The organism is Natronococcus jeotgali DSM 18795 (genome assembly GCF_000337695.1).
GTDB lineage: Archaea > Halobacteriota > Halobacteria > Halobacteriales > Natrialbaceae > Natronococcus > Natronococcus jeotgali.
The window spans coordinates 76,875-96,277 of sequence record NZ_AOIA01000033.1 but is presented as its reverse complement, the minus strand read 5'-3'; the positions used below and the strand labels follow the sequence as shown (position 1 = coordinate 96,277).

Below are 19,403 nucleotides of genomic sequence, written 5' to 3'. Positions count from 1 at the left end.
CGACGCTACTCATGGCGGATGCTCTCGAAGAACCGCTTCGTTCGCTCGCGCTCGGGGTTCTCGAACAGCTTCTCGGGCGGTCCCCGCTCGACGATCGCACCGTCGGCGAGGAACGTGATTTCGTCGGCCCCGCCGCGGGCGAAGCGCATCTCGTGGGTGACGACGACCATCGTCATCCCCTCGGCGACGAGCCCCTGCATCACCTCGAGGACCTCGTTGCTAAGTTCGGGGTCGAGCGCGCTGGTCGGCTCGTCGAACAGCATGACTTCGGGATCCATCGCCAGCGCGCGGGCGATTCCGACTCGCTGTTTCTGCCCGCCCGACAGCTGGGCCGGGTAGGAGTCGGCCTGGTCGGCCAGCCCGACACGCTCGAGCTCGCTGTCGGCCCGCTGGCGGGCCTCCTCGGCGCTCAGACCGCGGACCTTCCGCAAGCCGAGCGTGATGTTTTTTCGCGCGGTGAGGTGGGCGAAGAGGTTGATGTCCTGAAACACCATTCCGATCTGCTGGCGAACGGCGTTCGGATCGGTGTCGGGGGCGGTCACCTCGGTGTCTCCGAGGTAGATGTGACCGCTATCGACCTCTGTCAGGCGGTTGAGACACCGCAACAGCGTGGACTTCCCGCTCCCGCTGGGGCCGACCAGCACCTCGACGTCTCCGCGGTCGATCTCGAGGTCGATGCCTCGGAGCACCTCCTCGTCGCCGTAGGACTTGTGGACGTCCTCGATGCGCAACAGCGGTTCGGTCCCGCGGGCCGAGGCGTCGGCGTCGCGTTCCCGGACGGTTCCGTCGGTCGTCTTCGGACGATCACTCACGACGATTCACCTGGAATTGCGAAGCGATTGCTCACGTAGTCGAGGGTGCGGTTGGTTCCGAACGTCAACACGAAATACAGCAGGCTGATGAAGAGGATGACCTCGAGCACGGCGGTGGTCTGCTGGGTAAACAGGTCGTGGCTGCGTTTGAGGAGCTCCCCGAGGCCGATCGCGAAGGCGATCGAGGTGTCCTTCAGGACGATCGTGAACTCGTTTTGGAATCCCGGAACGCTGCGACGCAGCGCCTGGGGGACGATCACGTGTCTGATGGCCTCGAGGCGGCCCATGCCGATCGAGCGGGCGGCCTCCATCTGTCCCTCGTCGATACTTCCGAGCGCGCCCCGGAAGATCTGGGACTGGTAGGCCGCGCTTCGGAAGCCCAGCGCGATCGTCGCCGCGACGAAGGCGTCGGGGACGTCCGTCGGCACGGTAACCGGCGCGGGGCCCAGAACGAACTCGACCGATCGAAGCCCGAACTCCGCGGCCCCGAGGACGACCTCGATGGGTAACACGAAGTACGTAAAGAGCATGATGACCAGGATCGGCGTCCCCCGCAACAGGACGCCGACCTTCCGGACGAACGCCCGGGAGTACCCGCTCCCGTAGGCTTCGAGCGCGCCGGCCGGGAAGCCGGCGAGAAAGCCCACCAGGATGCTCGTCAGGGTGAGAACGATCGTGACGGCCATCCCCCGTAGCAGGTAGTCGCCGTTCCGGTAGACGAACTCCCAGTCCGTCCCGAGGTATCGACCGACCTGCGCCTCGCCGAGCGACGACAGCTGTCCCGCGGGCAGCGCCGTCGAGAGCTCGGTCAGCGCGACGGTGCCTTCCATATCCGATCAGGCTACTCCCCGAACCACTCCCGGGTGATCTCGTCGTACTGGCTGGACTCCTCGACGGCGGCGATCCCCTCGCTGAGCGCCTCCTGAAGGTCGCCGTCGTCCTGGCGGACGCCGAAGCCGTACTCCTCGCCGGTCTCGAACGTGAAGGCGATCTCGACCTCGCGGTCGTCCGCGAACGACTCGGCGACGGGTTCGTCTATCACGATCGCGTCTAAGGTACCGCGCTCGAGCTCCTGGACGGCGAGGACGTAGTTGTCGTAGGAGGTGTAACTGACGTCGTCGCCGAGTTCGTCCTCGATGATCCCCTCGCCCGTGGTTCCCGACTGGGCGCCGACCTCGAGCCCCTCGAGGTCCTCGAGTTCGCCGGCCTCGACGTCCCCGCCGGACTGGACCAGCACCGACTGGTCGGCGCTGTAGTACGGCTCCGAGAAGGCGATCGTCTCCTGGCGCTCCTCGTTGATGGTCATCGCCGCGGCGATGACGTCGATGTTCTCGTTTTCGAGGGCGGGCATGAGCCCGTCGAACTCGAGTTCCTGCCAGTCGCCGAGTTCGTAGTCGGTCTCGGCGACGACGGCCTCGAGCAGGTCGATGTCGAAGCCGACGAGTTCGCCGTCGACGTTCATCTCGAACGGTTCGAACCCGGGCGCGGTGCCGGGGACGATCGTTTGGCCCCCATCGCCGTTACCGCCTTCGTCGTCCCCGTTCTCCGCGTCCTCGAGACAGCCGGCCAGACCGATCGTCGTCGCGACCCCGGCTCCCCCGGCCAGTGTCAGGTACTCCCGCCTGTCGACTCTCCGCTGCTGGTCGCACATAGCTACGCTTCGATAGGGGATCTACTACTTAACACCTAGCGGTATCGACGACCGCCCTCGGCGGCGACGGTGGCGAAGACGGCGGTTGCAGGTCGGCACACACTTGTAGGGGCTCCGAGTAACGTTCGATAGATGGTCGAACTGGTCACGGTCGCGACGTTTCTGATCGCCGCAGCCGCCAGCCTCTTCATGGCGTGGGCGATCGGCGCGGGCTCGAGCGGTTCGACGCCGTTCGCGCCGGCGGTCGGGGCCAACGCGATCTCGGTGATGCGTGCCGGCTTCTTCGTCGGCATCCTCGGGTTCGCCGGCGCGGTACTGCAGGGAGCGAACGTCTCAGAGGCGGTCGGGACGGAGCTGATCGGCGGGGTGACGCTGTCGCCGGCGGCCGCGACGATCGCGCTGATCATCGCCGCGGGACTGGTCGCGACCGGCGTCTTCGCGGGGTATCCCATCGCGACGGCGTTTACCGTCACGGGCGCCGTCGTCGGCGTCGGGCTCTCGATGGGCGGCGATCCCGCCTGGACGAAGTACTCCGAGATCGTCACCCTGTGGGTCCTGACGCCGTTCGTCGGCGGCGGACTCGCCTACGCGATCGCGCGGGCGCTTCGAGCCGAATCGATCGCCGAGGAGTCCCTCATCGTCGCGCTAGCGGCGCTGGTCGGCGTCACCATCGCCAACATCGAGTTCGCCGTCCTCGGACCGCCCGACGGCGGCGCGTCGATCGCCCAGAGCGCAAGCGGGTGGATACCCGGGCCCGAACTCGCCGGCGTCGCCGCCGCGACGGCGCTCATCGCGGTCGTCTGGGCGGTGGTCGTCGGCTTCGACCTCCGGATCGGAACCGAACGCGGCGAGCGACACTTCCTTCTCATGCTCGGCGGGCTCGTGGCGTTCTCGGCCGGCGGCAGTCAGGTCGGGCTCGCGATCGGACCCCTGATTCCGCTGTCGGGAGATCTCGATCTCCCGTTGCTCGCCCTGCTCGTCGGCGGCGGGTTCGGTCTGTTGCTCGGTTCGTGGACCGGGGCGCCGCGGATGATCAAGGCGATCTCGCAGGACTACTCCTCGCTGGGGCCGCGCCGATCGATCGCGGCCCTGATCCCGTCGTTCGTCATCGCGCAGGCGGCCGTGCTCTTCGGTATCCCCGTCTCGTTCAACGAGATCATCGTCAGCTCGATCATCGGAAGCGGGTACGCCGCCGGCTCCGGCGGCGGGGTCAGCGCCCAGAAGATGGGATACACCGTGCTCGCGTGGATCCTCTCGCTGGCCGGCTCGATCGTCGTCTCGTTCGTCGGCTACCTCGCCATCGACACCCTCCTGCTCTAAAAGAGCCGACACCGAACAGCCTTTACACGATCGGCGGCGAGAGTCGGGTATGGACGCGTCCGAACCGCTCCGGTGGCGACGGGATCCCGATACCTCCCGCACCGTTCGTCTCCTGTGGTCGCTCGGCGTCGGGACCTTCTTCGCCGTGAGCACCATCATCATCTTCTGGCGGCTGTACGACATGGCCGGACAGGTCGGCGGACGGTCGGTCGTCGCCGCCGCGCTGGCCGCCGTCCTCGTCACGGGCGTCGCGTTCGCCCTCTCCGCCGACCAACGGCACCTCGAGCGACTCGCCGACAGGCTTCCCATCTCGGACCCGACCGACGTCTCGCTCGACCGCGCCAGGGACGCGATTCTGGGAACGACGGCGATGATCGTCGTCATCGGTTCCCTGATGCTCGTCGGACGGATCGTCTCCCAGCGGGGGTTGCTGGGCGACCTCGGCGCCGGTCCGTTCACCGGTCTGGCCGCGCTGACGCTTCCGATGGCGCTCGTGGCGCTGTTGCTCGCCTCGTTCCTGCGATCGGTCGGCGCCTACGATCCCGACGAACGGACGATCTACCTCTACGACCCCGACCAGGCGATCGACCTCGAGGTGATAGAGGGGGCGTCCGTTCGCCGGATCGGCGACGTCGCGATCGTCAGCTTCGACTACGCACAGCCCGACGGGCGGTACGTGCAGGGGCCGCGACGGCTCGCCCTCCCCCCGCGGGTCGCCGACGAAGTCGTCGACGGCGTCGACGGTCGCTAGTTCGCGTCGGGCTCCTCGAGCTCGTCGACCTCCTCGTCGACCTCGTCGTAACGTTCGAGCTTCTGCAGCCGAGCTTTCATGATGCGGGTGTTCTCGACGGTTTCGACGGTGATGCGGACGCCGTCGAACTCGATCTCCTCGCCCTCCTCGACGAGCCGCCCCGCGCGGTTGAAGATGAAGCCGGCGATGGTCTCGAACTCCTCGCCCTCCGGAAGATCGATCTCGAGGGCCTCGTTGACGTCCTCGATGTTGACCTCGCCGCGGACGAGAACGGTCTCGTCGTCGATCTCCTCGATGGGCTGTTCCTCGCCGCCCTCGAGGATCTCGCCGATGATCTCCTCGACCATGTCCTCCATCGTCACGAGCCCCTCGGTGGTGCCGAACTCGTCGATGACGATCGCCATGTGCATCCGGTTTTCGCGCATCTCGGTGAGCAACTCGTCGACGTTTTTCGACTCGGGAACGTGCAGCGTCGGCTGGATGAGGTCGGCGATCTCGAGGTCCTCGGTTTCGGCCTCTCCGTAGTTGAGATCGCGGACGAGATCGCGGATGTGAACGACGCCCTGCACGTTGTCGAGACTCCCCTCGTAGACCGGCACCCGGGCGTGCCCGCTCTGGATGCAGGTCTCGATCGCCTCGTCGATGCCGGCGTCTTTCGAGATCGCCGTCATGTCCAGTCGCGGGGTCATCACCTCCTTGACGATCGTCTGGTTGAACCGGAAGATCCGGGTGAGCATCTCGTGTTCCTCCTCCTCTAAGACGCCCTCGCGCTCGCCGGATTCGATCATCTCCTGGATCTCGTCGCGGGTGACGTAGGGCGACTCGATCGCGCCCGTCGAACCGGTAAGCTTGTTCACCTGTCTGGTGAGGTAGTCGAAGAGGACGATCAGGGGGAACAGCAGGTACTCGGTGGCCTTCAGCGGTTTCGAGATGCGAATCGACCACGACTCGGTGTTCTCGACCGCGTACGATTTCGGCACGCTCTCGCCGAACAGAAGGACGACCGCCGTCACCCCGAAGGTCGCGAGGACCACGCCGACCAGACCGCCGAAGTAGATCGAGAGCAGGGCCGTCGCGATCGACGACATCGCGATGTTGACGATGTTGTTCCCCACGAGGATCGTCACGAGCAATCGGTGGGGGTCGTCCTTCAGCGATTTGACCAGTCCGGCGCCCTCGACGCCGTCCTCGACCATCGTCTCGAGGCGGTGTTTCGGGAGGTTGAACAGCGCGATCTCGGAGGAGGAGAAGAACCCCGAGAGTCCGAGCAGGACGACGAGGACGAGCGCCCCGAGGGTCGTCACGAGCGACTCGTCGAGCTCGAGTCCGACGACCGGGAGCTCGTAGGTAGCGAGCACGACCTCGAGCAGCGAAGACAACGCCATTGATGTACTGACTTGCCACCCGATCGGTTAACCGTTTACCATTCGACACTGCGGTTCCGGCGACGATACGTTTACCCGATCGGTTCCCGAACGAACGACTATGTCCGAGCCAACCGACGGGGAGCCGGCGATTACCTTCTACCGGCTCCAGGGGTGTCCGTTCTGCGAGCGCGTCGCTCGCACGCTCGAGGAGCAGGGACTGGACTACCGCTCGCGGTTCGTCGAGCCGCTTCACTCGCGGCGCGACGTCGTCAAACGCGTCGCCGGAGTCCGCACCGTGCCCGTGATCGTCGACGACGGGACCGGGGTGACGATGGCCGAGAGCGCGAACATCGTCGACTACCTCGAATCGACCTACGGCGACGGCCCGGAGACCGAGCCGGCGGCCGCGACGCGGGCGGCCGACGCCGGAGGTGAGGAGTGATGCCGGAGTTCGACGTCGTCGAACTCGGGGCGACCGACCACCTCGAGCCCGGCGAGTCGGCCCCCGAGTTCACCAGACCGCTCGTCACCGCCGAGTTCTGGGAGGACCGCTCGCTCGCGGAGCTGGTCGACGGGAGAACCGTCCTCGTGTTCACGCCGATGGTCGGATCGTTCGTCGCCAAGTACGTCTGGGACGAGCTGACCGAGCGGGGGTGGCTCGAGCGCGAGGACCGCGTCGTCGGCGTCGCGGCCTCGACTCCCTACGGCATCTCGCGGTTTCTCGACGAGAACGACCTCTCGGCCGAGATTTTCGCCGATCCGGCCAACGACGTCGCCGCCGAGTACGGGATCGTCCACGACCTCGACGGGATGACCGGTATCGGCGAGTCCCGACTCGCGTTCGTCGTCCTCGACGCCGATCGGACCGTCGAATCGATCTGGGTCGCCGAGGAGTGGCCCGAGTTCCCCGACTACGACGAACTCGAGGCCGAACTCGGACTCGACTGACGGTGCGCTTTTGCCGTCGCCGACTCGAGTGGGCAGTATGAGCGAACTCGAGTCCGCCGCCGCGGCGATCCGGAGCGGCGAGCTGGTCGTCTACCCGACCGAGACCGTCTACGGTCTCGGCGCGAACGCTGTCGATGCCGACGCCGTCGAGCGCGTGTTCGAGGCGAAGGGGAGAGACCGGTCGAAACCGATCTCGATGGCCGTCCCGTCGGTGCCGGCCGCGTTCGAGTACGTCCGCGCGAGCTCCCGCGAACGGGAGTTCATGGCGGCGTTCCTGCCGGGGCCCGTAACCGTCCTCTGTCGGCGCCGCGAGGCGGTTCCCGACGTGCTGACGTCGGGACGGGACCGGGTCGGGATCAGGGTGCCCGATCACCCCCTCGCGCTCCGGCTCTGCGAGCGCGCCGGAACGCCGATCACCGCGACGAGTGCAAACGAAAGCGGGAGCGGGAGCGTCCGCCGTCCGGACGCGCTCGACCCGGCGTTTCGCGAGCGCGTCGCGGCCGTCGTCGACGGGGGCGAGACTCCGGGCACCGAGAGCACCGTCGTCGACGTCTCGAGCGGGACGATCCACCGCCGGGGCGTGCGGGCCGACGAGATCGAGCGCTGGCTCGAGAGCCACTAACCGAACCCGAGCAGGGAGCGCAGGGTCCGGGTCCTGACGCCGCACTCGTCGGCGAACTCGCAGGTCTCGCACTTCGAGCGGTTGTCGATCCTGGCCGGCGGGCCGTCGAGTTCCCGGACCGTCCGTAGCGTCCGCCGGTAGCGAGCCTTGCGACGGGTCGTCAGCGAGATCCGACGGATCGTCCCGTAGGCGGGGTACTCGAGCCAGGCGCCCTCGACCGCCCGCTGGTGCTCCCAGGCCAGGGCCTTCGCCGCGGCGACGGCGTGGACGGACTGGGACTCCCAGACGCCGTTCGTCGGGGGTTTCCCCGCCGAGACGAGGACGGGCTCGAGGGGGTCCTCGAGCACCTTGTGGACGATCCCGCGACAGTGCCGTCCGGACGCGAGGATGCCCCGGGCGACTGGATCGCGGAGCCGCTCCCAGTGGCCGTCCGCGACGAGACGCTCTCGGGCGGCGTCGAGGCGGTCGCGGTAGGTCGCCGGCGGAACGGCGATCGGTTCGCCGACGAGGTCGTGACCGTCCTCGAGCAGCGCCTCGTACCGACGCTCGAGGTCGCGGATCTCGGCGACCTCGGACGGAGGCTCGCGCTCGTCGGCGTCGAGCCGTCGCTGGTAGTAACACTTCCGCGGGCAGTAGGCGGCCGTCCGCAGGTCGCTAAACGGGACGTGGGCTCGGGACACGAGCCCTCTGGCTGCCCCTTCCTACAAGAACCCTCGCCGTCGCTCGAGCGGTTTCGGTCGGGCGATCGACCCGCAGCCGACTGGAGCGGGTGATAGTTCGCGGCTAGAAATCGACGTCGGTCTCCATCCCCTCGGTCGCGTCCTCGAGTCCGTCCTCGCGGACGTCGGTTGCCATCCGTTCGGAGAGGTCGGCGTCGGCGAGGACGCTGTCGAACTCGTCGCGGTAGCGGTCGTTGGCCGCGCGGGACTCGTCTCGAGCCGCGGCGACCCGTCGGTAGCGTTCGATCTCCGGCTCGCTGACGCCGTACTCCTCGGCCAGCGCCGCATTATCCTCCTCGCGCTGACGGATCGCGACGAGGTCGACCTCGTCGGCGTCGTCCTCGTCGACGAGGTGCAGGGACAGTCGGGCCGCGAAGACGTCGTCCTCGTCGACGCCGAGTTCGTCGGCGAGCTCGGCGTCCGAGCGACCCTCGTAGAACCCCTCGGCGATCTCGACGTACTCTCCGGTCCGGAACGGTCCCTCGAGCCCGTAGCGCTCGTTCATCTGCGTCACGACGCTCTCGAGGCGTTCCCGGTCGGTTCGCTCGTCCTTCTCGAGCGAGCCGCGGTCGTCTTCCTGGGCTTCGGTGACGGTCTCCTCGCCGTCGGTAACGTCGGTGAAGAGGTCGCGGAGTTCCTCGGTTTTATCGTTCATGGATGGACACTCGCGGGGGGCGGCTATATAAGCCTGTTGGCAGTCCGTGCCGTCGATTTCGGAACGCGACGGCGGCGAGCGGAGTCTCGTAGTTCGTACCGTCGCAGGATGTCATTCGCTTTCGTCCGGGGATATCGGAGCGAACGCGTAAACTGAGAATTTGCATACAATTTACGCGGTACGGCGGCGATGTAGGACGGACAAACTCGTGACAAGTATTAAGTCACGGCTCCCCGCCTAATTGAACATGAACGTCCTCGCGCAGACGGAGGTGACGAGGGAGACCTACTGGGGGCTCAGTAGCACGGAGTACGCGCTGTTCTATCTCCTGGCGACCATGACGATCCTCGTCTTCCTCTCCGGAGTGTACAGCCGGTTCGCGCGGTACACCGCCGGCGACGACGACCCGTTCGCCCGCCTCGACGACCTCGCGAGCCGAATCGTCTCGAGCACGAAGATCGTACTCTCGAACGAGAAACAGTTCGACAGGGACCTCTACGGCGGGCTGATGCATGCCTTTATCATGTGGGGGTTTCTGACGCTGCTGATCGCGACCACGATCCTGATGATCGACGAGTACGCCGCCCAGAAGGTCCTGCAGGCGACGTTCTGGGAGGGGGACTTTTACCTCGCCTACCAGTTCGTCGTCGACGCGATGGGGCTACTGTTCGTCGTCGGGATCGGGATGGCGATCTACCGCCGCTACTGGGTGCGCAACGAGCGCCTCTGGGGCCGTCACACCTCCAGTGAGGACGACGTCTTCATCTGGACGCTGTTCGGACTCGGCGTCGGCGGCTTCCTGCTCGAGGGGCTGCGCATCTACGCGACGGGGATGCCCGATCACGAGATCGTCAGCTTCGTCGGCTGGGGGATCGCCTCGCTCCTCGGGGCGGTCGGTCTTCCCGTCCTCGAGGGGACGGCGACCGATCCAAACCACGTCACTCTGGGCGTCTTCGGGTTCAACGCCGAAACCGTCCACTGGCTGACCTGGTGGTCCCACTCGCTGCTCGCGCTGTTTTTCATCGCGTGGATCCCCTATGCCAAGCCGTTTCACATGCTATCGTCGTTCGCCAATGTCGTCACCCGCGACGAGAACGCGGGGAAGCGACTCCCGAACGTTCCCGCCGACCTCGACGCGACTAACGCCGAGTCAATCGAGGACTTCACCTGGAAGGAACTGCTCGACCAGGACGCCTGCACCAAGTGCGGGCGCTGTTCGTCGGTCTGTCCCGCCAAGGCCTCGGACCGACCGCTCGATCCGCGCAACGTCATCCTCGATCTGAAGACGTACCGCGAACAGCGCGCGGAGGGTGGCGAACAGCAGCCGATCATCGCCGACGGCGGCACCAGCGTGATCGACACCGAGACGATGGAGTCCTGCATGGCCTGTATGGCCTGCATGGACGCCTGTCCCGTCGAGATCGAGCACCTCCAGTCCTTTACCCGGCTCAATCGCCAGATGACCGACCAGGGCGACATCGCCCCCAGCATGCAGGACGTCTTCCAGAACGTCATGCAGAACGGCAACACCTTCGGCGACAGCCCCCGAAACCGGGCCGACTGGGCCGACGACCTCGAGTTCGACGTCACCGACGCCCGCGAGGAGAAGGTCGACTACCTCTGGTACGTGGGCGACTACCCGAGCTACGACGACCGCAACAAGAAGGTCGCCCGCTCGCTGGCGACGATCCTCCAGGAGGCCGACGTTAGCTTCGGCATCCTCTTCGACGACGAGAAGTACGACGGCAACGACATCCGCCGGGTCGGCGAGGAGTTCCTCTACATCGAACTCGCGGGCCACCACGTCGAGACCTGGGAGGACTGCGAGTTCGAGAAGATCGTCTGTACTGACCCCCACTCCTACAATACGTTCGAGAACGAGTATCCAGAGCTCGACTTCGAGGAGTTCGCCGACGACCCGATGATGCCGTTCGAGTACGACGAGCGCTGGAACGCCGACGGCGAGGTCGACGTGCTCCACTGGACCCAGGCCGTCGAGGAACTCGTCGCGGACGGCAAACTCGATCTTACCGGGACGGAGCTCGACTACACCGTCACCTACCACGACCCCTGTCACCTCGGGCGGTACAACGACGAGTACGAGGCTCCCCGCGAACTCATCAAAGCGACGGGCTGTACGCTCGAGGAGATGCCCCGTAACCGCGCCGGTTCCTTTTGCTGTGGCGGGGGCGGCGGCGGGCTCTGGATGGATTTCGACGAGGATCCCAAGCCCAGCGAGGAACGGATTCGAGAGGCCCTCGAGGACACCGACGCCGGCTCGGGGATCGAGAAGTTCGTCGTCGCCTGTCCGATGTGTATGACGATGTACGAGGACGGCCGCAAGACCGGCGGCTTCGAGGACGATATCGAGGTCGTCGACGTCGCCGAGTTGCTCGTCGAGGCGATCGGCGCCCGGGAGAAGGCGGGGCTCGAGGTCGCGGCGGAGTAGCTGACTGCCGATTTTCGATCTGAGGGCGCCCTAGTGTGCTCGAACGTAGTTTCGGTACCGCTACTCGCTCGCGATCGTTTCGGGGTCGATTCGATCCACGAGACCGTCGAAATCGTCGTCGAAGCTGAGCACAGCGTCGAGGTCGTAGTCCTCGACGAGTGCGATCGTACTCGCATCCGTGAAACTGAGCGAGTGGTCGGCGTACCGCTCGAACGTCTCGAGCGTCGCCTCGAACAGTTCCGGCGTTATCGTCGCGAGTTCGATCCGGTCGGGATACGACCCGCGTCCGAGGATCCGCCGACCGAGCGTCCAGGCGTCGTCGTAGCTTCCGGTTCGCGTTCTCGTGAGCGTTATCGCTTCGTCGAACACGTAGTCACTCGTGTACGGTTGCCCGAATCGTCCCGTCAGGACCGCACGCATCGCGTCCGTCGCCGCGTCGTGTCTCGCCGCTGCGACGTCGTGGTGTGCGAAGAACACCCCCGTGTCGATGAAGACGGTCATTCGCCGTACAGCACGTCGTCGATTTCGTCTTCGGTAGTCTCGACGCCCGAGTCTACCGTTCCGGAGAGCCACTGATCGATCTCGTCGTCGGACAGCGGCTCGAAATCGTCGCGGAACGACTCGATCAGTTCCTCCTTCGACTCGTACGTGTCGGTGACGATCCGCTCGAGTAGCTCCTGTTGCGTGACGTTCCGTCCCGTTTCGAGCCGGATCTCCGCCTGCAGCTCCTCGAGTCGCGATTTCGTCGTGTCCGTGACTTTGACCGAGGTGCTCATAGCGGCTAGTAGCGGATGCTACTGAAAAAACTGTTCCGCCGGATTCGATCCGGCCACTCGGAAATCTGGAGCCGAGGATGCGGACCGAGCGAACCGTCAAAATCGTACCTGTCAGTCCGAGGATCCGGCCCGCGTCGGCGTTGCTCCGCTCGAGGTAGCCTCGACGGACTGCAGTTCCGCGACGTACTCGAGGAAGTTCTCGAAGACGAGCTTCGCCTCGCACGCACTCTGATAGTTCTCGTCGGTGATCTCCGCGAGCACCGAGTCGCGCCGTTCGTCGGACAGGTCCTTGCGGTGGACGAGCTCGCGGGCCGTCTTCCGGTCGTACTCGGGGTGGAACTGGACGCCGAAGACCCGGTCCTTGCGGAACCCGTGATTGGAGTAGTCGTTCGCGGCGAGGGGTTCGGCGCCGTCGGGCAGCGCCGACACCTCGTCGGCGTGGCTCGTAAAGGCGGTGAACTCGCTCGAGATTCCCTCGAACAGCCGGGACCCCCCAGAGCGTTCGATCTCGCTGTAGCCCACCTCGTAGGCGCCCATGTCCTCGACGGTCCCGCCGAGGACGTCCGCGAGCAGCTGGTGGCCCCAGCAGACGCCGATGAACGGCACGTCGCGAGCGATCGCCTCCTCGACCCACTCCTTAGTGGCGGCGATCCACTCCTCTTCCCAGTAGACGGACGTTCGCGAGCCGGTGACGACGGCGCCGTCGAAGGCGTACGTCTCGGGCAGTTCCCCCTGCGTGATATCGAACTCCGCCAGCGAGGCGTCGAGTTCGCGTCGGAAGTTTCGCGTCGTGTTCGCGTCCTCGTGAGCCGCGTTCAGGACGGCGATGCGTAGCTGACCCATCACCACTCCCTGACCGCTCGGAGGAAAAATGCCTTCTGCTACGGCCGGACGTTGCCGGCATCTCGAATCGCCGTGGAATCGGTCGTTGCGGGCCGACGACGGCCTCATGTCCGGCGGTAGCTCCCGTCGGCCTCCCGATGGAACCGCTCGCCGGTGTCGAACCAGCCGTCGACGAACCCCGACGCGCCGCTCGAGTCCGCCTCGCCGCCGTCGCGATCGGCGGCAGGCGTTGCGTACCCATCGGCGACCACCGGGCCGGACAGCCGTAACTGTCCCCTCGCCTCGCCCTCGAGGGCCGCTCCCTCGTCGTCGACCAACTGCGCGTCGCAGTCGAGGACGGGCGCGCCGACCGCGTCGGCGTCGGTCGCTCCCGATACCGTCCGGCTCGTCGCCGTCGGACACGCCGGCGTCCCGTAGGCCCGCGAGACCGAAACGCCGTGTTCGAGCAGCGTCTCGACGGGCGCTTCCTCGACGGTGTGATCGCAGATCGCGCGCTCGAGGCCCGCCAGCGCGGCGGCGTTCTCGTCGGCCGCGAGTTCGCGGATCGGGGCCCGTCCGCCGGAGACGACCGTCACCCCGCTCTCGTCGATCGCCGTCAACGTGTCGCCGGGATCGAACGCGCGGTCGATCAGGAGCCGGCCGCCGGCGTACAGCACGGGGAGCGCGGTTCGGAACAGCCCGCCGGCCGTCGAGAGCGGGTCGAGGACGAACCCCGAGTCCCCGCGGGAGAGCTCCCACTCGAGGACGGCGTCGATGCAGTTCCACTCGACGGTCGCCGCCGAGAGGGTCGCGATCGGTGCTCCGGCGTCGCCGTGGATCGCGAGAAGGGGCGCGGCGTCGGTTCGTTCCGTTCCGCCGTCGACGGTCGACGCGTCGGTTTCCGCGAGCTCCTCGAGCGTGACGGTTCGGTCGTACGGAATCGAGCGCACGAGGTCGCGCTGGGCGCTCTCGGCGACGACGACGGCAGGCTCGAGGACCTCGAACGGCCGGGTGACGGTCGCGGGCGTCAAGCGGTGAGAGATCGGAGCGAGCGTCGCCCCGAGCCGGCGGCAGGCGAACACGAGCGCCAGCGAGGCCACCCGGTTCCGCGTAACCAGACAGACGGTGTCGCCGGGGTCGACGCCGCGGTCCTCGAGCGCGCCCGCGAGCCGACCCGCGATACGGGACAGTTCCGCGTAGGTGACGCGGTCCTCGTGGACGGTCTCGGCCGGCGCGTGGAGGCGGTCCTCGGAGGCGTCGACGATCGCCGTTCGGTCCGGAACGCGCTCGGCGCGGCGAGCCAGCGAGAGGGTCACGGCAGTGTCTTCGACGACCAGCGCCGTAGTACCACGGGCGGACGATTGCAAGCCCGACCCGAACGATCACCGATCGACGTCGGACCGCTCCTCGAGAAAGCCCAGCAGCCGATCGTTGACCGTCCGCGAGCGTTCGATCCCGACGAGGTGGCCCGCGTTCTCGAGCGGGACGAACTCGCCGCGGGGCAGTCCGGCCGCCAGCTCGCGCCCCGCGTCGGGCGAGACGAGCGCGTCTTCGGTGCCGTGGAGGACGCGTGCGGGCTGGGTCACCTCGACGAGCCAGTCGCCGGCGTCGAACCCCTCGAGGGCGGCGAGCTGTGCCTCCGAACCGTCGGGTACGGCGTCGCCCTCGACGCGCCAGTCGACGATCCCGTCGAGGACGTCGGGCTGGGATCCCCGGAAGTCGACCGAGAGTCCCGCCTCGAGCGAATCCCGAAGCGCCGCGCGGTCGTCGGGGGCGGCGAGCAGAGGCTCGAGGTCGAACGCCGAACCCCGGTCCGCGGCGCCGAGGACGGACAGCGTCGCGACGCGGGTCGACTCCCGGGCGGCCGCGAGCGCGACGGCACCGCCCAGTCCGGCGCCGACGAGGTGGGCGTTCCGGGCGTCGACGGCGGCCAGGATCGTCTCGAGGTCCGCGACGAGCGTCGCCATCGAGTACGGTCCGGGCGGCGCGTCGGAGCGGCCGGTTCCCCGGAGGTCCCAGACGACGGTCTCGTAGGGCCCGGTCAGCGCGGCGTGTTGCCACCCCCACGACCAGCCGCCGAGGCCGGCCTCCGAGACGAACACGACGGGTTCACCATCGCCCTCGCGGCGGTAGTACAGCGAGACGCTCCCGTTCGAGACGGTGGACATGTGCGACCGAAGGCGAGCCGCGAGGAAAGAAGCCGCGGTCGAACGTCGGATTCAGGCGTTCAACACGTTGCGCAACACGTCCGGGGCGTCCTCGAGGGCGTCGTCCAGTGCCTCGACGTTCGGACCCCCGCCTTGGGCGAAGTCCGGCGGGCCGCCGCCGCCGCCGCCGACTCTCGAGGCGAGTTCGCCGACGACCTCGCCGGCGTTGACGCCGACGTCGTCGGGCACCGAAACGACGAACTGGGCGCTGTTGTGCCCGCTACCCAGCACCGCGATCTTGCCCTCGTCGCTGATCGCGGTCGCGGTCGCGCGCAGCTCGTCCATGTCGGCGTCGAGGCGGTCGATGACCGCCGCCGTCTCGCCGACCTCGATCTCCGCGGCGTCACCGCCGCCGCCCGCTCGAGCGGCGGCGAGCTGTTCGGTCAGGTCCTCGATCTCCTTGCCGCGGGCCTTCCACTCCTCGAAGAAGCGCTCGGCGGTTTCGGGGACGTTCTCGGGTGAGACGTCCAGAATCTCGGCGGCCCCGTAGAGGGCGTCCTCGGTCTCCTGGGTTGCCTCGATGGCGGCCTCGCCGGCGGCGAACGTGATTCGCTCGACGCCGTCCTGAACGCGCTCGGTGTTGAGCACTTTGATCGTTCCGATCTCGCCGGTGCGGGCGACGTGGGTCCCCCCGCAGGCCTGGACGTCCTCGTCGACGTGGATCAGTCGGATCTGCTCGCCCGGCGGAATGCCGCCCTGGTAGAGGTCGAACCCGTGCTCGGCCTCGGCGTCGTGGCGGTCGGGCCACTCCTGTGTGACCGGGGCGTTGTCCATCACGATCCCGTTCGCCGTCCGCTCGATTCGCTTGACGTCCTCGCGATCGATCCGGGCGTAGTGGCGCAGGTCGATCCGCGAGGAGTCGACGCCCTTCTGGGCGCCGGCCTGGCGGACGTGGTCGCCGAGCACCTGGCGGGCCGCGTGGATGACGATGTGGGTCGCCGTGTGGTGGCGCATCAGCTGTCGGCGCCGATCGACGTCGAGGTAGCCCTTCACGAACTCGCCTTTGCCCGGGTGGGCGTCGGTCCGGTGGAGGATGACGCCGTCTTCGATCTGGACGTCCTCGACCTCGACGGTGGCGTCGTCGGTCGAGAGCGTCCCCGTGTCGGCGGGCTGGCCCCCGCCCTCGGGGTAGAACATCGTCTGGTCGAGGACGACGTCGTAGCCGTCCTCGCGCTCGAAGACGTCCAGCACGACCGCCTCGAACTCGGTGCGTTGCTGGTCGTCGTAGTACAGTTTCTCCGTCTCCGGGAGATCCCCGAACCGGGAGTCGGTGTCGTCGCCGTCCTCCTCTACGGCCCCAGCGGTGTCGTGGCGCTCGGCGACGAGGCTGTAGAAGTCGTCGGGAACGTCGACGTCGGCGCCGGCCTCCGCGGCGATCTCCTCGACCATATCGGGCTGGATGCCGTGGGAGTCGTAGAGCTCGATCAGCTCCTCGGTCGGGATCGGGGCCTCCTTCTTGGCGTACTCCGCCGCGAGGCTCTCGACCCGGCGACCGCCGCGCTCTAAGGTCTCGCGGTACTTCTCGACCTCGGTGCGGACGATGTCCCGGATCGTGTCGCGGTTCTCGTACTCCAGGCGCTCGGCCTGCATGTCGACGAGTTCGTCCAACGGCGCGTCGACGCCGACGTTGTCACAGAGCCGCTTCGTTCGTCGCAGCACCATCCGCGCGAGATACCCCGTCCCGACGTTCGAGGGGACGATCCCGTCTCCGAGCATATACGCGAGGGTGCGACAGTGATCGGCGATCGCGTAGATATCCTCGAGCGGTTCCATCAGCTCGGTGAGCTCGGCGGCGTCGACCTCGAGCTGGTCGGCGATCTCCCCGCGGGCGGTCTCCATGTCCTCGGCCTCGTCGATGTCCATGTGACCCGCCAGCTTGGCGGCGCGGTGGACCAGCTCCGACTCCGCGTTGGTGTGATCGAGGTCGGCGTTGTCCTTCAGGAACTCGATCATGTCGGGGTAGATCGCCTCGTAGACGGTCGGCGTCCCCTGGGACACCCAGGTCCAGCGCTCGAGGCCGTAGCCCGTGTCGACGATGTAGGTGTCCATCGGGCTGTAGCGGTTGCCGTCTTTCATCTCGTACTCGCCCTCCGGGTCCTGTTCCATCGACATGAAGACCAGCGTCGCGAGCTCGACGCCCCGGTAGATGACCTCGATGGCGGGTCCGGCGTTGCCGCCGCCGACCCACGGGTCCTCGATGTAGATTACCTCCTCGAGGTCGACCCCCATCGAGTCGAAGAACCCGTCGCAGAGCTCGACGGTGCGGTCCTTCCAGTAGACCTCTCCCTGGTAGGCGTACCGATCGGGATCCTCGAGGTCCTCGCGGGCGTTGAAGGCGTGGTGGGCCATCATCTCGAAGGCCATCGTGTGTCGGCCCGTCTTCCCGACGTTGTCGATGTCCTGCATCCGGATGCAGGGCTGGGAGACCGTCAGGGGGTTCGCCGGCGGCGGCGTCTCCCCGCTCGTGACCAGCGGCTGGAAGTCGTAGATCGACGCCTGCGTGAGCAAGACGTCGTCGCGCCAGCGGTTCGCCGCGACGGGGTAGGGCTCGATCCGCTCGTGGTCGTGGTCCTCGAAGAAGGAGAGAAACGTCTCTCGCATCTCCTCGAGGCTGTACTCCGCGTCGAAGCCGGGGTTCCCGATGAAGTCGTACTCCGCGCAGGGGGGTTCGCCGCAGGTCTCCCGTTCGCGGTCGCGCGTCCAGAAGTGCGCGCCACAGGAGGGACACTCCTTGCGCTCGAACCCTTCCTCCTCGAAGTACTCGAGGCGGTACTCCTCCTCCAGTTCACTCATTACACAGACGTTGGCCCCGCAGCGGGTAAAATAGTTCCGCAACCGTTGTTCGGAGTAGATCGCCCAACGACGGCGGTCTCGGGCTCGAGGGCGTCGATCGGCTCCCCGAAATCGGCCGTCACCGGTACGCGAACGCGACCGCCAGCAGGACGACGACCGTACTCGCCAGCGCGACGCCGGCGACGACCGCGTCGTCGACCTCGAGCCAGACGAGGGGCGCGAACGCGAGCGACAGGACGCCACAACCGATCGCGACGAATCCGAGGCGACGGCCCGTCTCCCGGTCGACGGTCGGCGTCGTCAGCAGCTCCCGGCGGTCGCGAACCGCGACGAGCCAGCCGAGGACGAAACACAACAGTGCGCTCGCGAGGAGCGTCGCGGTTCCGACCGCCCTCGGCGGGAGCTCGAGAACGATCGCTGCCGCCAGCGCGAACAGCCCGACCCCGACGATCCCGAGGACGGCGGCGTTCGCTCGAGCGCCCGCGTCGTCGTCCGGCTCGAGGCCGTACAGCCGCCGCGTCCAGCTCCCGGCCCGAAGCGACGCCAGCGCGAGCGCGAGACAGCCGACTGCGACGGCGAGGAGGACGGCGATTCCGCCGGTCGAGGGAGCCATGGCTGGCGAGCAATACGTACCGAACTGTGAAGATCACATCGAACGGATCGATACAAGTAGCGTGTGAACGTAACGCTACTACTTCTGTCGTCAATCAATAGTGTTGGTCGACTCGTACTGAATATAAGGCGCGATTGACGAATCAGTAAAACTATAGAATATTTAAATCGACTACACTATATGATATGGCAACTAGCAGAATAATGCAGAGGCCGAGTGAAGCAATACCAGTCCGAGAGCTACTACGGTCAGGACTTGGCAGATAAACAGGTTTCGATACTTCTCATCATTCTTTGTACGATTACCTTTGAAAAATTTTTCCGGGTTTACAGCATCTTCATTTCCGGATATTGCAGTCATGTATGCCATAGTGAGATTTCGCCGAATTGGTTGGGGTGGGTCATCGATGTATTGGAGATAATCATCGATGTCTTTTCCAGGTTTCTGATAGTCCTGTACTTTCAAGCCGTGAATCCCGATTCCGACCGATGCAAGAGCGACTGCCATTGCGCTAATTAATGCGAGGGTCAGATTCTGGAATAGACCGATTACAGAGACGATGATCGCATCTACAGTTAGAATAGTCCCTATCTTTGACTCAACAGAATTCCTACGTTCGGATTCCTCTTGAAACCGTAGACGGGCTTCTTCTAGGGTAAGCTGAGAAAGATCAACGTCCTCATCGGAATCTTGTCCGGATTCTTCGCCGTTGTCCGTCATTAAAACTCGCTGTTACAGCTATTATAGATTCTCAGATCCCCATTATTCGAGGTAATTTGGATATCCATGTTAGATCTACGACTGAGTATAACACATAGTTAAAATTTTCTTCCGCATTCATCGCAGACCCGGGTCTTTTTACCGTTGTCAATCGTTGTATGCAACTCGGCTCCATCCT

Annotated in this window: 20 protein-coding genes; 6 read left to right on the top strand and 14 right to left on the bottom strand. The window is 66.2% G+C overall.

Translation table 11 applies throughout. From position 1 onward, the window contains the following. Nucleotides 1-5: 5 nt before the first annotated feature. From C492_RS05495 to C492_RS05485, 3 genes are read right to left on the bottom strand one after another with little or no spacing between them, the layout of a single operon-like run. Entirely contained in the window at nucleotides 6-812 is an 807-nt protein-coding gene (locus C492_RS05495; RefSeq protein WP_008421284.1) for an amino acid ABC transporter ATP-binding protein, read from the bottom strand. Further along, complete coding sequence (locus tag C492_RS05490; RefSeq protein WP_008421282.1) at nucleotides 809-1,642, bottom strand: amino acid ABC transporter permease; 834 nt, start codon at nucleotides 1,640-1,642, stop codon at nucleotides 809-811. Before C492_RS05490 ends, C492_RS05495 begins: the two co-directional genes overlap by 4 nt. A gap of 11 nt (nucleotides 1,643-1,653) precedes the next feature. After that, nucleotides 1,654-2,463: a basic amino acid ABC transporter substrate-binding protein gene (locus C492_RS05485; protein ID WP_008421280.1), complete on the bottom strand. Its 810-nt coding sequence runs from the start codon at nucleotides 2,461-2,463 to the stop codon at nucleotides 1,654-1,656. A 132-nt stretch (nucleotides 2,464-2,595) separates the two neighbouring features. Here C492_RS05485 and C492_RS05480 point away from each other — a divergent pair, with 132 nt between their 5' ends. Both C492_RS05480 and C492_RS05475 read left to right on the top strand, forming a co-directional pair. Then, nucleotides 2,596-3,783 carry an inorganic phosphate transporter gene (locus C492_RS05480; protein ID WP_008421278.1) on the top strand — a complete coding sequence of 396 codons (1,188 nt, stop codon included), beginning with the start codon at nucleotides 2,596-2,598 and terminating at the stop codon, nucleotides 3,781-3,783. 49 nt (nucleotides 3,784-3,832) lie between these two features. Continuing rightward, nucleotides 3,833-4,534: a hypothetical protein gene (locus C492_RS05475; protein ID WP_008421276.1), complete on the top strand. Its 702-nt coding sequence runs from the start codon at nucleotides 3,833-3,835 to the stop codon at nucleotides 4,532-4,534. On the opposite strand, the gene C492_RS05470 is transcribed toward C492_RS05475, so the two are convergent. Further along, complete coding sequence (locus tag C492_RS05470; RefSeq protein ID WP_008421274.1) at nucleotides 4,531-5,919, bottom strand: hemolysin family protein; 1,389 nt, start codon at nucleotides 5,917-5,919, stop codon at nucleotides 4,531-4,533. The two genes, C492_RS05475 and C492_RS05470, sit on opposite strands and share 4 nt — an antisense overlap. Nucleotides 5,920-6,019: 100 nt before the next feature. Between C492_RS05470 and C492_RS05465 the strand changes: the two genes are divergently transcribed. The 3 genes from C492_RS05465 to C492_RS05455 are packed head-to-tail and all read left to right on the top strand — an operon-like array spanning nucleotide 6,020 to nucleotide 7,471. Beyond that, nucleotides 6,020-6,343: a glutaredoxin family protein gene (locus C492_RS05465; RefSeq protein ID WP_008421272.1), complete on the top strand. Its 324-nt coding sequence runs from the start codon at nucleotides 6,020-6,022 to the stop codon at nucleotides 6,341-6,343. Next, on the top strand, nucleotides 6,343-6,849 hold the full coding sequence (locus tag C492_RS05460) for a redoxin domain-containing protein (protein ID WP_008421269.1): 507 nt from the start codon (nucleotides 6,343-6,345) through the stop codon (nucleotides 6,847-6,849). The genes C492_RS05465 and C492_RS05460 overlap by 1 nt, the downstream gene beginning before the upstream one ends. A gap of 37 nt (nucleotides 6,850-6,886) precedes the next feature. After that, entirely contained in the window at nucleotides 6,887-7,471 is a 585-nt protein-coding gene (locus C492_RS05455) for an L-threonylcarbamoyladenylate synthase (protein ID WP_008421267.1), read from the top strand. Here the strand turns inward: C492_RS05455 and C492_RS05450 are convergent. Together C492_RS05450 and C492_RS05445 are read right to left on the bottom strand one after the other, a co-directional pair. Further along, entirely contained in the window at nucleotides 7,468-8,151 is a 684-nt protein-coding gene (locus C492_RS05450) for a CRISPR-associated protein Cas4 (RefSeq protein ID WP_008421265.1), read from the bottom strand. The two genes, C492_RS05455 and C492_RS05450, sit on opposite strands and share 4 nt — an antisense overlap. A 103-nt stretch (nucleotides 8,152-8,254) precedes the next feature. Further along, nucleotides 8,255-8,845, bottom strand: coding sequence for a hypothetical protein (locus C492_RS05445; protein WP_008421264.1), 591 nt, complete (start codon nucleotides 8,843-8,845; stop codon nucleotides 8,255-8,257). 247 nt (nucleotides 8,846-9,092) lie between these two features. Between C492_RS05445 and C492_RS05440 the strand changes: the two genes are divergently transcribed. After that, nucleotides 9,093-11,294: a (Fe-S)-binding protein gene (locus tag C492_RS05440; RefSeq protein ID WP_008421262.1), complete on the top strand. Its 2,202-nt coding sequence runs from the start codon at nucleotides 9,093-9,095 to the stop codon at nucleotides 11,292-11,294. Nucleotides 11,295-11,354: 60 nt separating this feature from the next. Here C492_RS05440 and C492_RS05435 read toward each other — a convergent pair whose 3' ends face one another. The 8 genes from C492_RS05435 to C492_RS23435 form a co-directional block, all read right to left on the bottom strand. Continuing rightward, nucleotides 11,355-11,795 (bottom strand): type II toxin-antitoxin system VapC family toxin, encoded by a 441-nt coding sequence (locus tag C492_RS05435; protein ID WP_008421261.1) that lies wholly within the window; start codon nucleotides 11,793-11,795, stop codon nucleotides 11,355-11,357. Next, on the bottom strand, nucleotides 11,792-12,070 hold the full coding sequence (locus C492_RS05430) for a hypothetical protein (protein ID WP_008421259.1): 279 nt from the start codon (nucleotides 12,068-12,070) through the stop codon (nucleotides 11,792-11,794). Before C492_RS05430 ends, C492_RS05435 begins: the two co-directional genes overlap by 4 nt. Before the next feature lie 111 nt (nucleotides 12,071-12,181). Next, the gene (locus tag C492_RS05425) at nucleotides 12,182-12,913 is read right to left on the bottom strand and encodes a type 1 glutamine amidotransferase (protein ID WP_008421257.1); all 732 of its coding nucleotides are present in this window, start codon (nucleotides 12,911-12,913) and stop codon (nucleotides 12,182-12,184) included. Nucleotides 12,914-13,017: 104 nt separating this feature from the next. Continuing rightward, the gene (locus C492_RS05420; protein WP_008421256.1) at nucleotides 13,018-14,208 is read right to left on the bottom strand and encodes an AMP-binding protein; all 1,191 of its coding nucleotides are present in this window, start codon (nucleotides 14,206-14,208) and stop codon (nucleotides 13,018-13,020) included. 66 nt (nucleotides 14,209-14,274) lie between these two features. Then, nucleotides 14,275-15,060: an alpha/beta fold hydrolase gene (locus tag C492_RS05415; protein ID WP_008421254.1), complete on the bottom strand. Its 786-nt coding sequence runs from the start codon at nucleotides 15,058-15,060 to the stop codon at nucleotides 14,275-14,277. Between the two features lie 51 nt (nucleotides 15,061-15,111). After that, the gene (gene alaS, locus C492_RS05410; RefSeq protein ID WP_008421253.1) at nucleotides 15,112-17,892 is read right to left on the bottom strand and encodes an alanine--tRNA ligase; all 2,781 of its coding nucleotides are present in this window, start codon (nucleotides 17,890-17,892) and stop codon (nucleotides 15,112-15,114) included. 118 nt (nucleotides 17,893-18,010) lie between these two features. Then, the gene (locus C492_RS05405) at nucleotides 18,011-18,505 is read right to left on the bottom strand and encodes a hypothetical protein (protein WP_008421251.1); all 495 of its coding nucleotides are present in this window, start codon (nucleotides 18,503-18,505) and stop codon (nucleotides 18,011-18,013) included. Nucleotides 18,506-18,697: 192 nt separating this feature from the next. Then, nucleotides 18,698-19,225, bottom strand: a complete 528-nt coding sequence (locus C492_RS23435) for a hypothetical protein (protein WP_152424801.1) — start codon at nucleotides 19,223-19,225, stop codon at nucleotides 18,698-18,700. Nucleotides 19,226-19,403: the final 178 nt, after the last annotated feature.

What these genes read in the sequence shown, in the direction of transcription:
- C492_RS05490 (WP_008421282.1), bottom strand. Translation starts at nt 1,642, where the DNA reads ATGGAAGGCACCGTCGCGCTGACCGAGCTCTCGACGGCGCTGCCCGCG.
- C492_RS05485 (WP_008421280.1), bottom strand. Translation starts at nt 2,463, where the DNA reads ATGTGCGACCAGCAGCGGAGAGTCGACAGGCGGGAGTACCTGACACTG.
- C492_RS05480 (WP_008421278.1), top strand. Translation starts at nt 2,596, where the DNA reads ATGGTCGAACTGGTCACGGTCGCGACGTTTCTGATCGCCGCAGCCGCC.
- C492_RS05475 (WP_008421276.1), top strand. Translation starts at nt 3,833, where the DNA reads ATGGACGCGTCCGAACCGCTCCGGTGGCGACGGGATCCCGATACCTCC.
- C492_RS05470 (WP_008421274.1), bottom strand. Translation starts at nt 5,919, where the DNA reads ATGGCGTTGTCTTCGCTGCTCGAGGTCGTGCTCGCTACCTACGAGCTC.
- C492_RS05465 (WP_008421272.1), top strand. Translation starts at nt 6,020, where the DNA reads ATGTCCGAGCCAACCGACGGGGAGCCGGCGATTACCTTCTACCGGCTC.
- C492_RS05460 (WP_008421269.1), top strand. Translation starts at nt 6,343, where the DNA reads ATGCCGGAGTTCGACGTCGTCGAACTCGGGGCGACCGACCACCTCGAG.
- C492_RS05455 (WP_008421267.1), top strand. Translation starts at nt 6,887, where the DNA reads ATGAGCGAACTCGAGTCCGCCGCCGCGGCGATCCGGAGCGGCGAGCTG.
- C492_RS05445 (WP_008421264.1), bottom strand. Translation starts at nt 8,845, where the DNA reads ATGAACGATAAAACCGAGGAACTCCGCGACCTCTTCACCGACGTTACC.
- C492_RS05440 (WP_008421262.1), top strand. Translation starts at nt 9,093, where the DNA reads ATGAACGTCCTCGCGCAGACGGAGGTGACGAGGGAGACCTACTGGGGG.
- C492_RS05435 (WP_008421261.1), bottom strand. Translation starts at nt 11,795, where the DNA reads ATGACCGTCTTCATCGACACGGGGGTGTTCTTCGCACACCACGACGTC.
- C492_RS05430 (WP_008421259.1), bottom strand. Translation starts at nt 12,070, where the DNA reads ATGAGCACCTCGGTCAAAGTCACGGACACGACGAAATCGCGACTCGAG.
- C492_RS05425 (WP_008421257.1), bottom strand. Translation starts at nt 12,913, where the DNA reads ATGGGTCAGCTACGCATCGCCGTCCTGAACGCGGCTCACGAGGACGCG.
- C492_RS05415 (WP_008421254.1), bottom strand. Translation starts at nt 15,060, where the DNA reads ATGTCCACCGTCTCGAACGGGAGCGTCTCGCTGTACTACCGCCGCGAG.
- alaS (WP_008421253.1), bottom strand. Translation starts at nt 17,892, where the DNA reads ATGAGTGAACTGGAGGAGGAGTACCGCCTCGAGTACTTCGAGGAGGAA.
- C492_RS05405 (WP_008421251.1), bottom strand. Translation starts at nt 18,505, where the DNA reads ATGGCTCCCTCGACCGGCGGAATCGCCGTCCTCCTCGCCGTCGCAGTC.
- C492_RS23435 (WP_152424801.1), bottom strand. Translation starts at nt 19,225, where the DNA reads ATGACGGACAACGGCGAAGAATCCGGACAAGATTCCGATGAGGACGTT.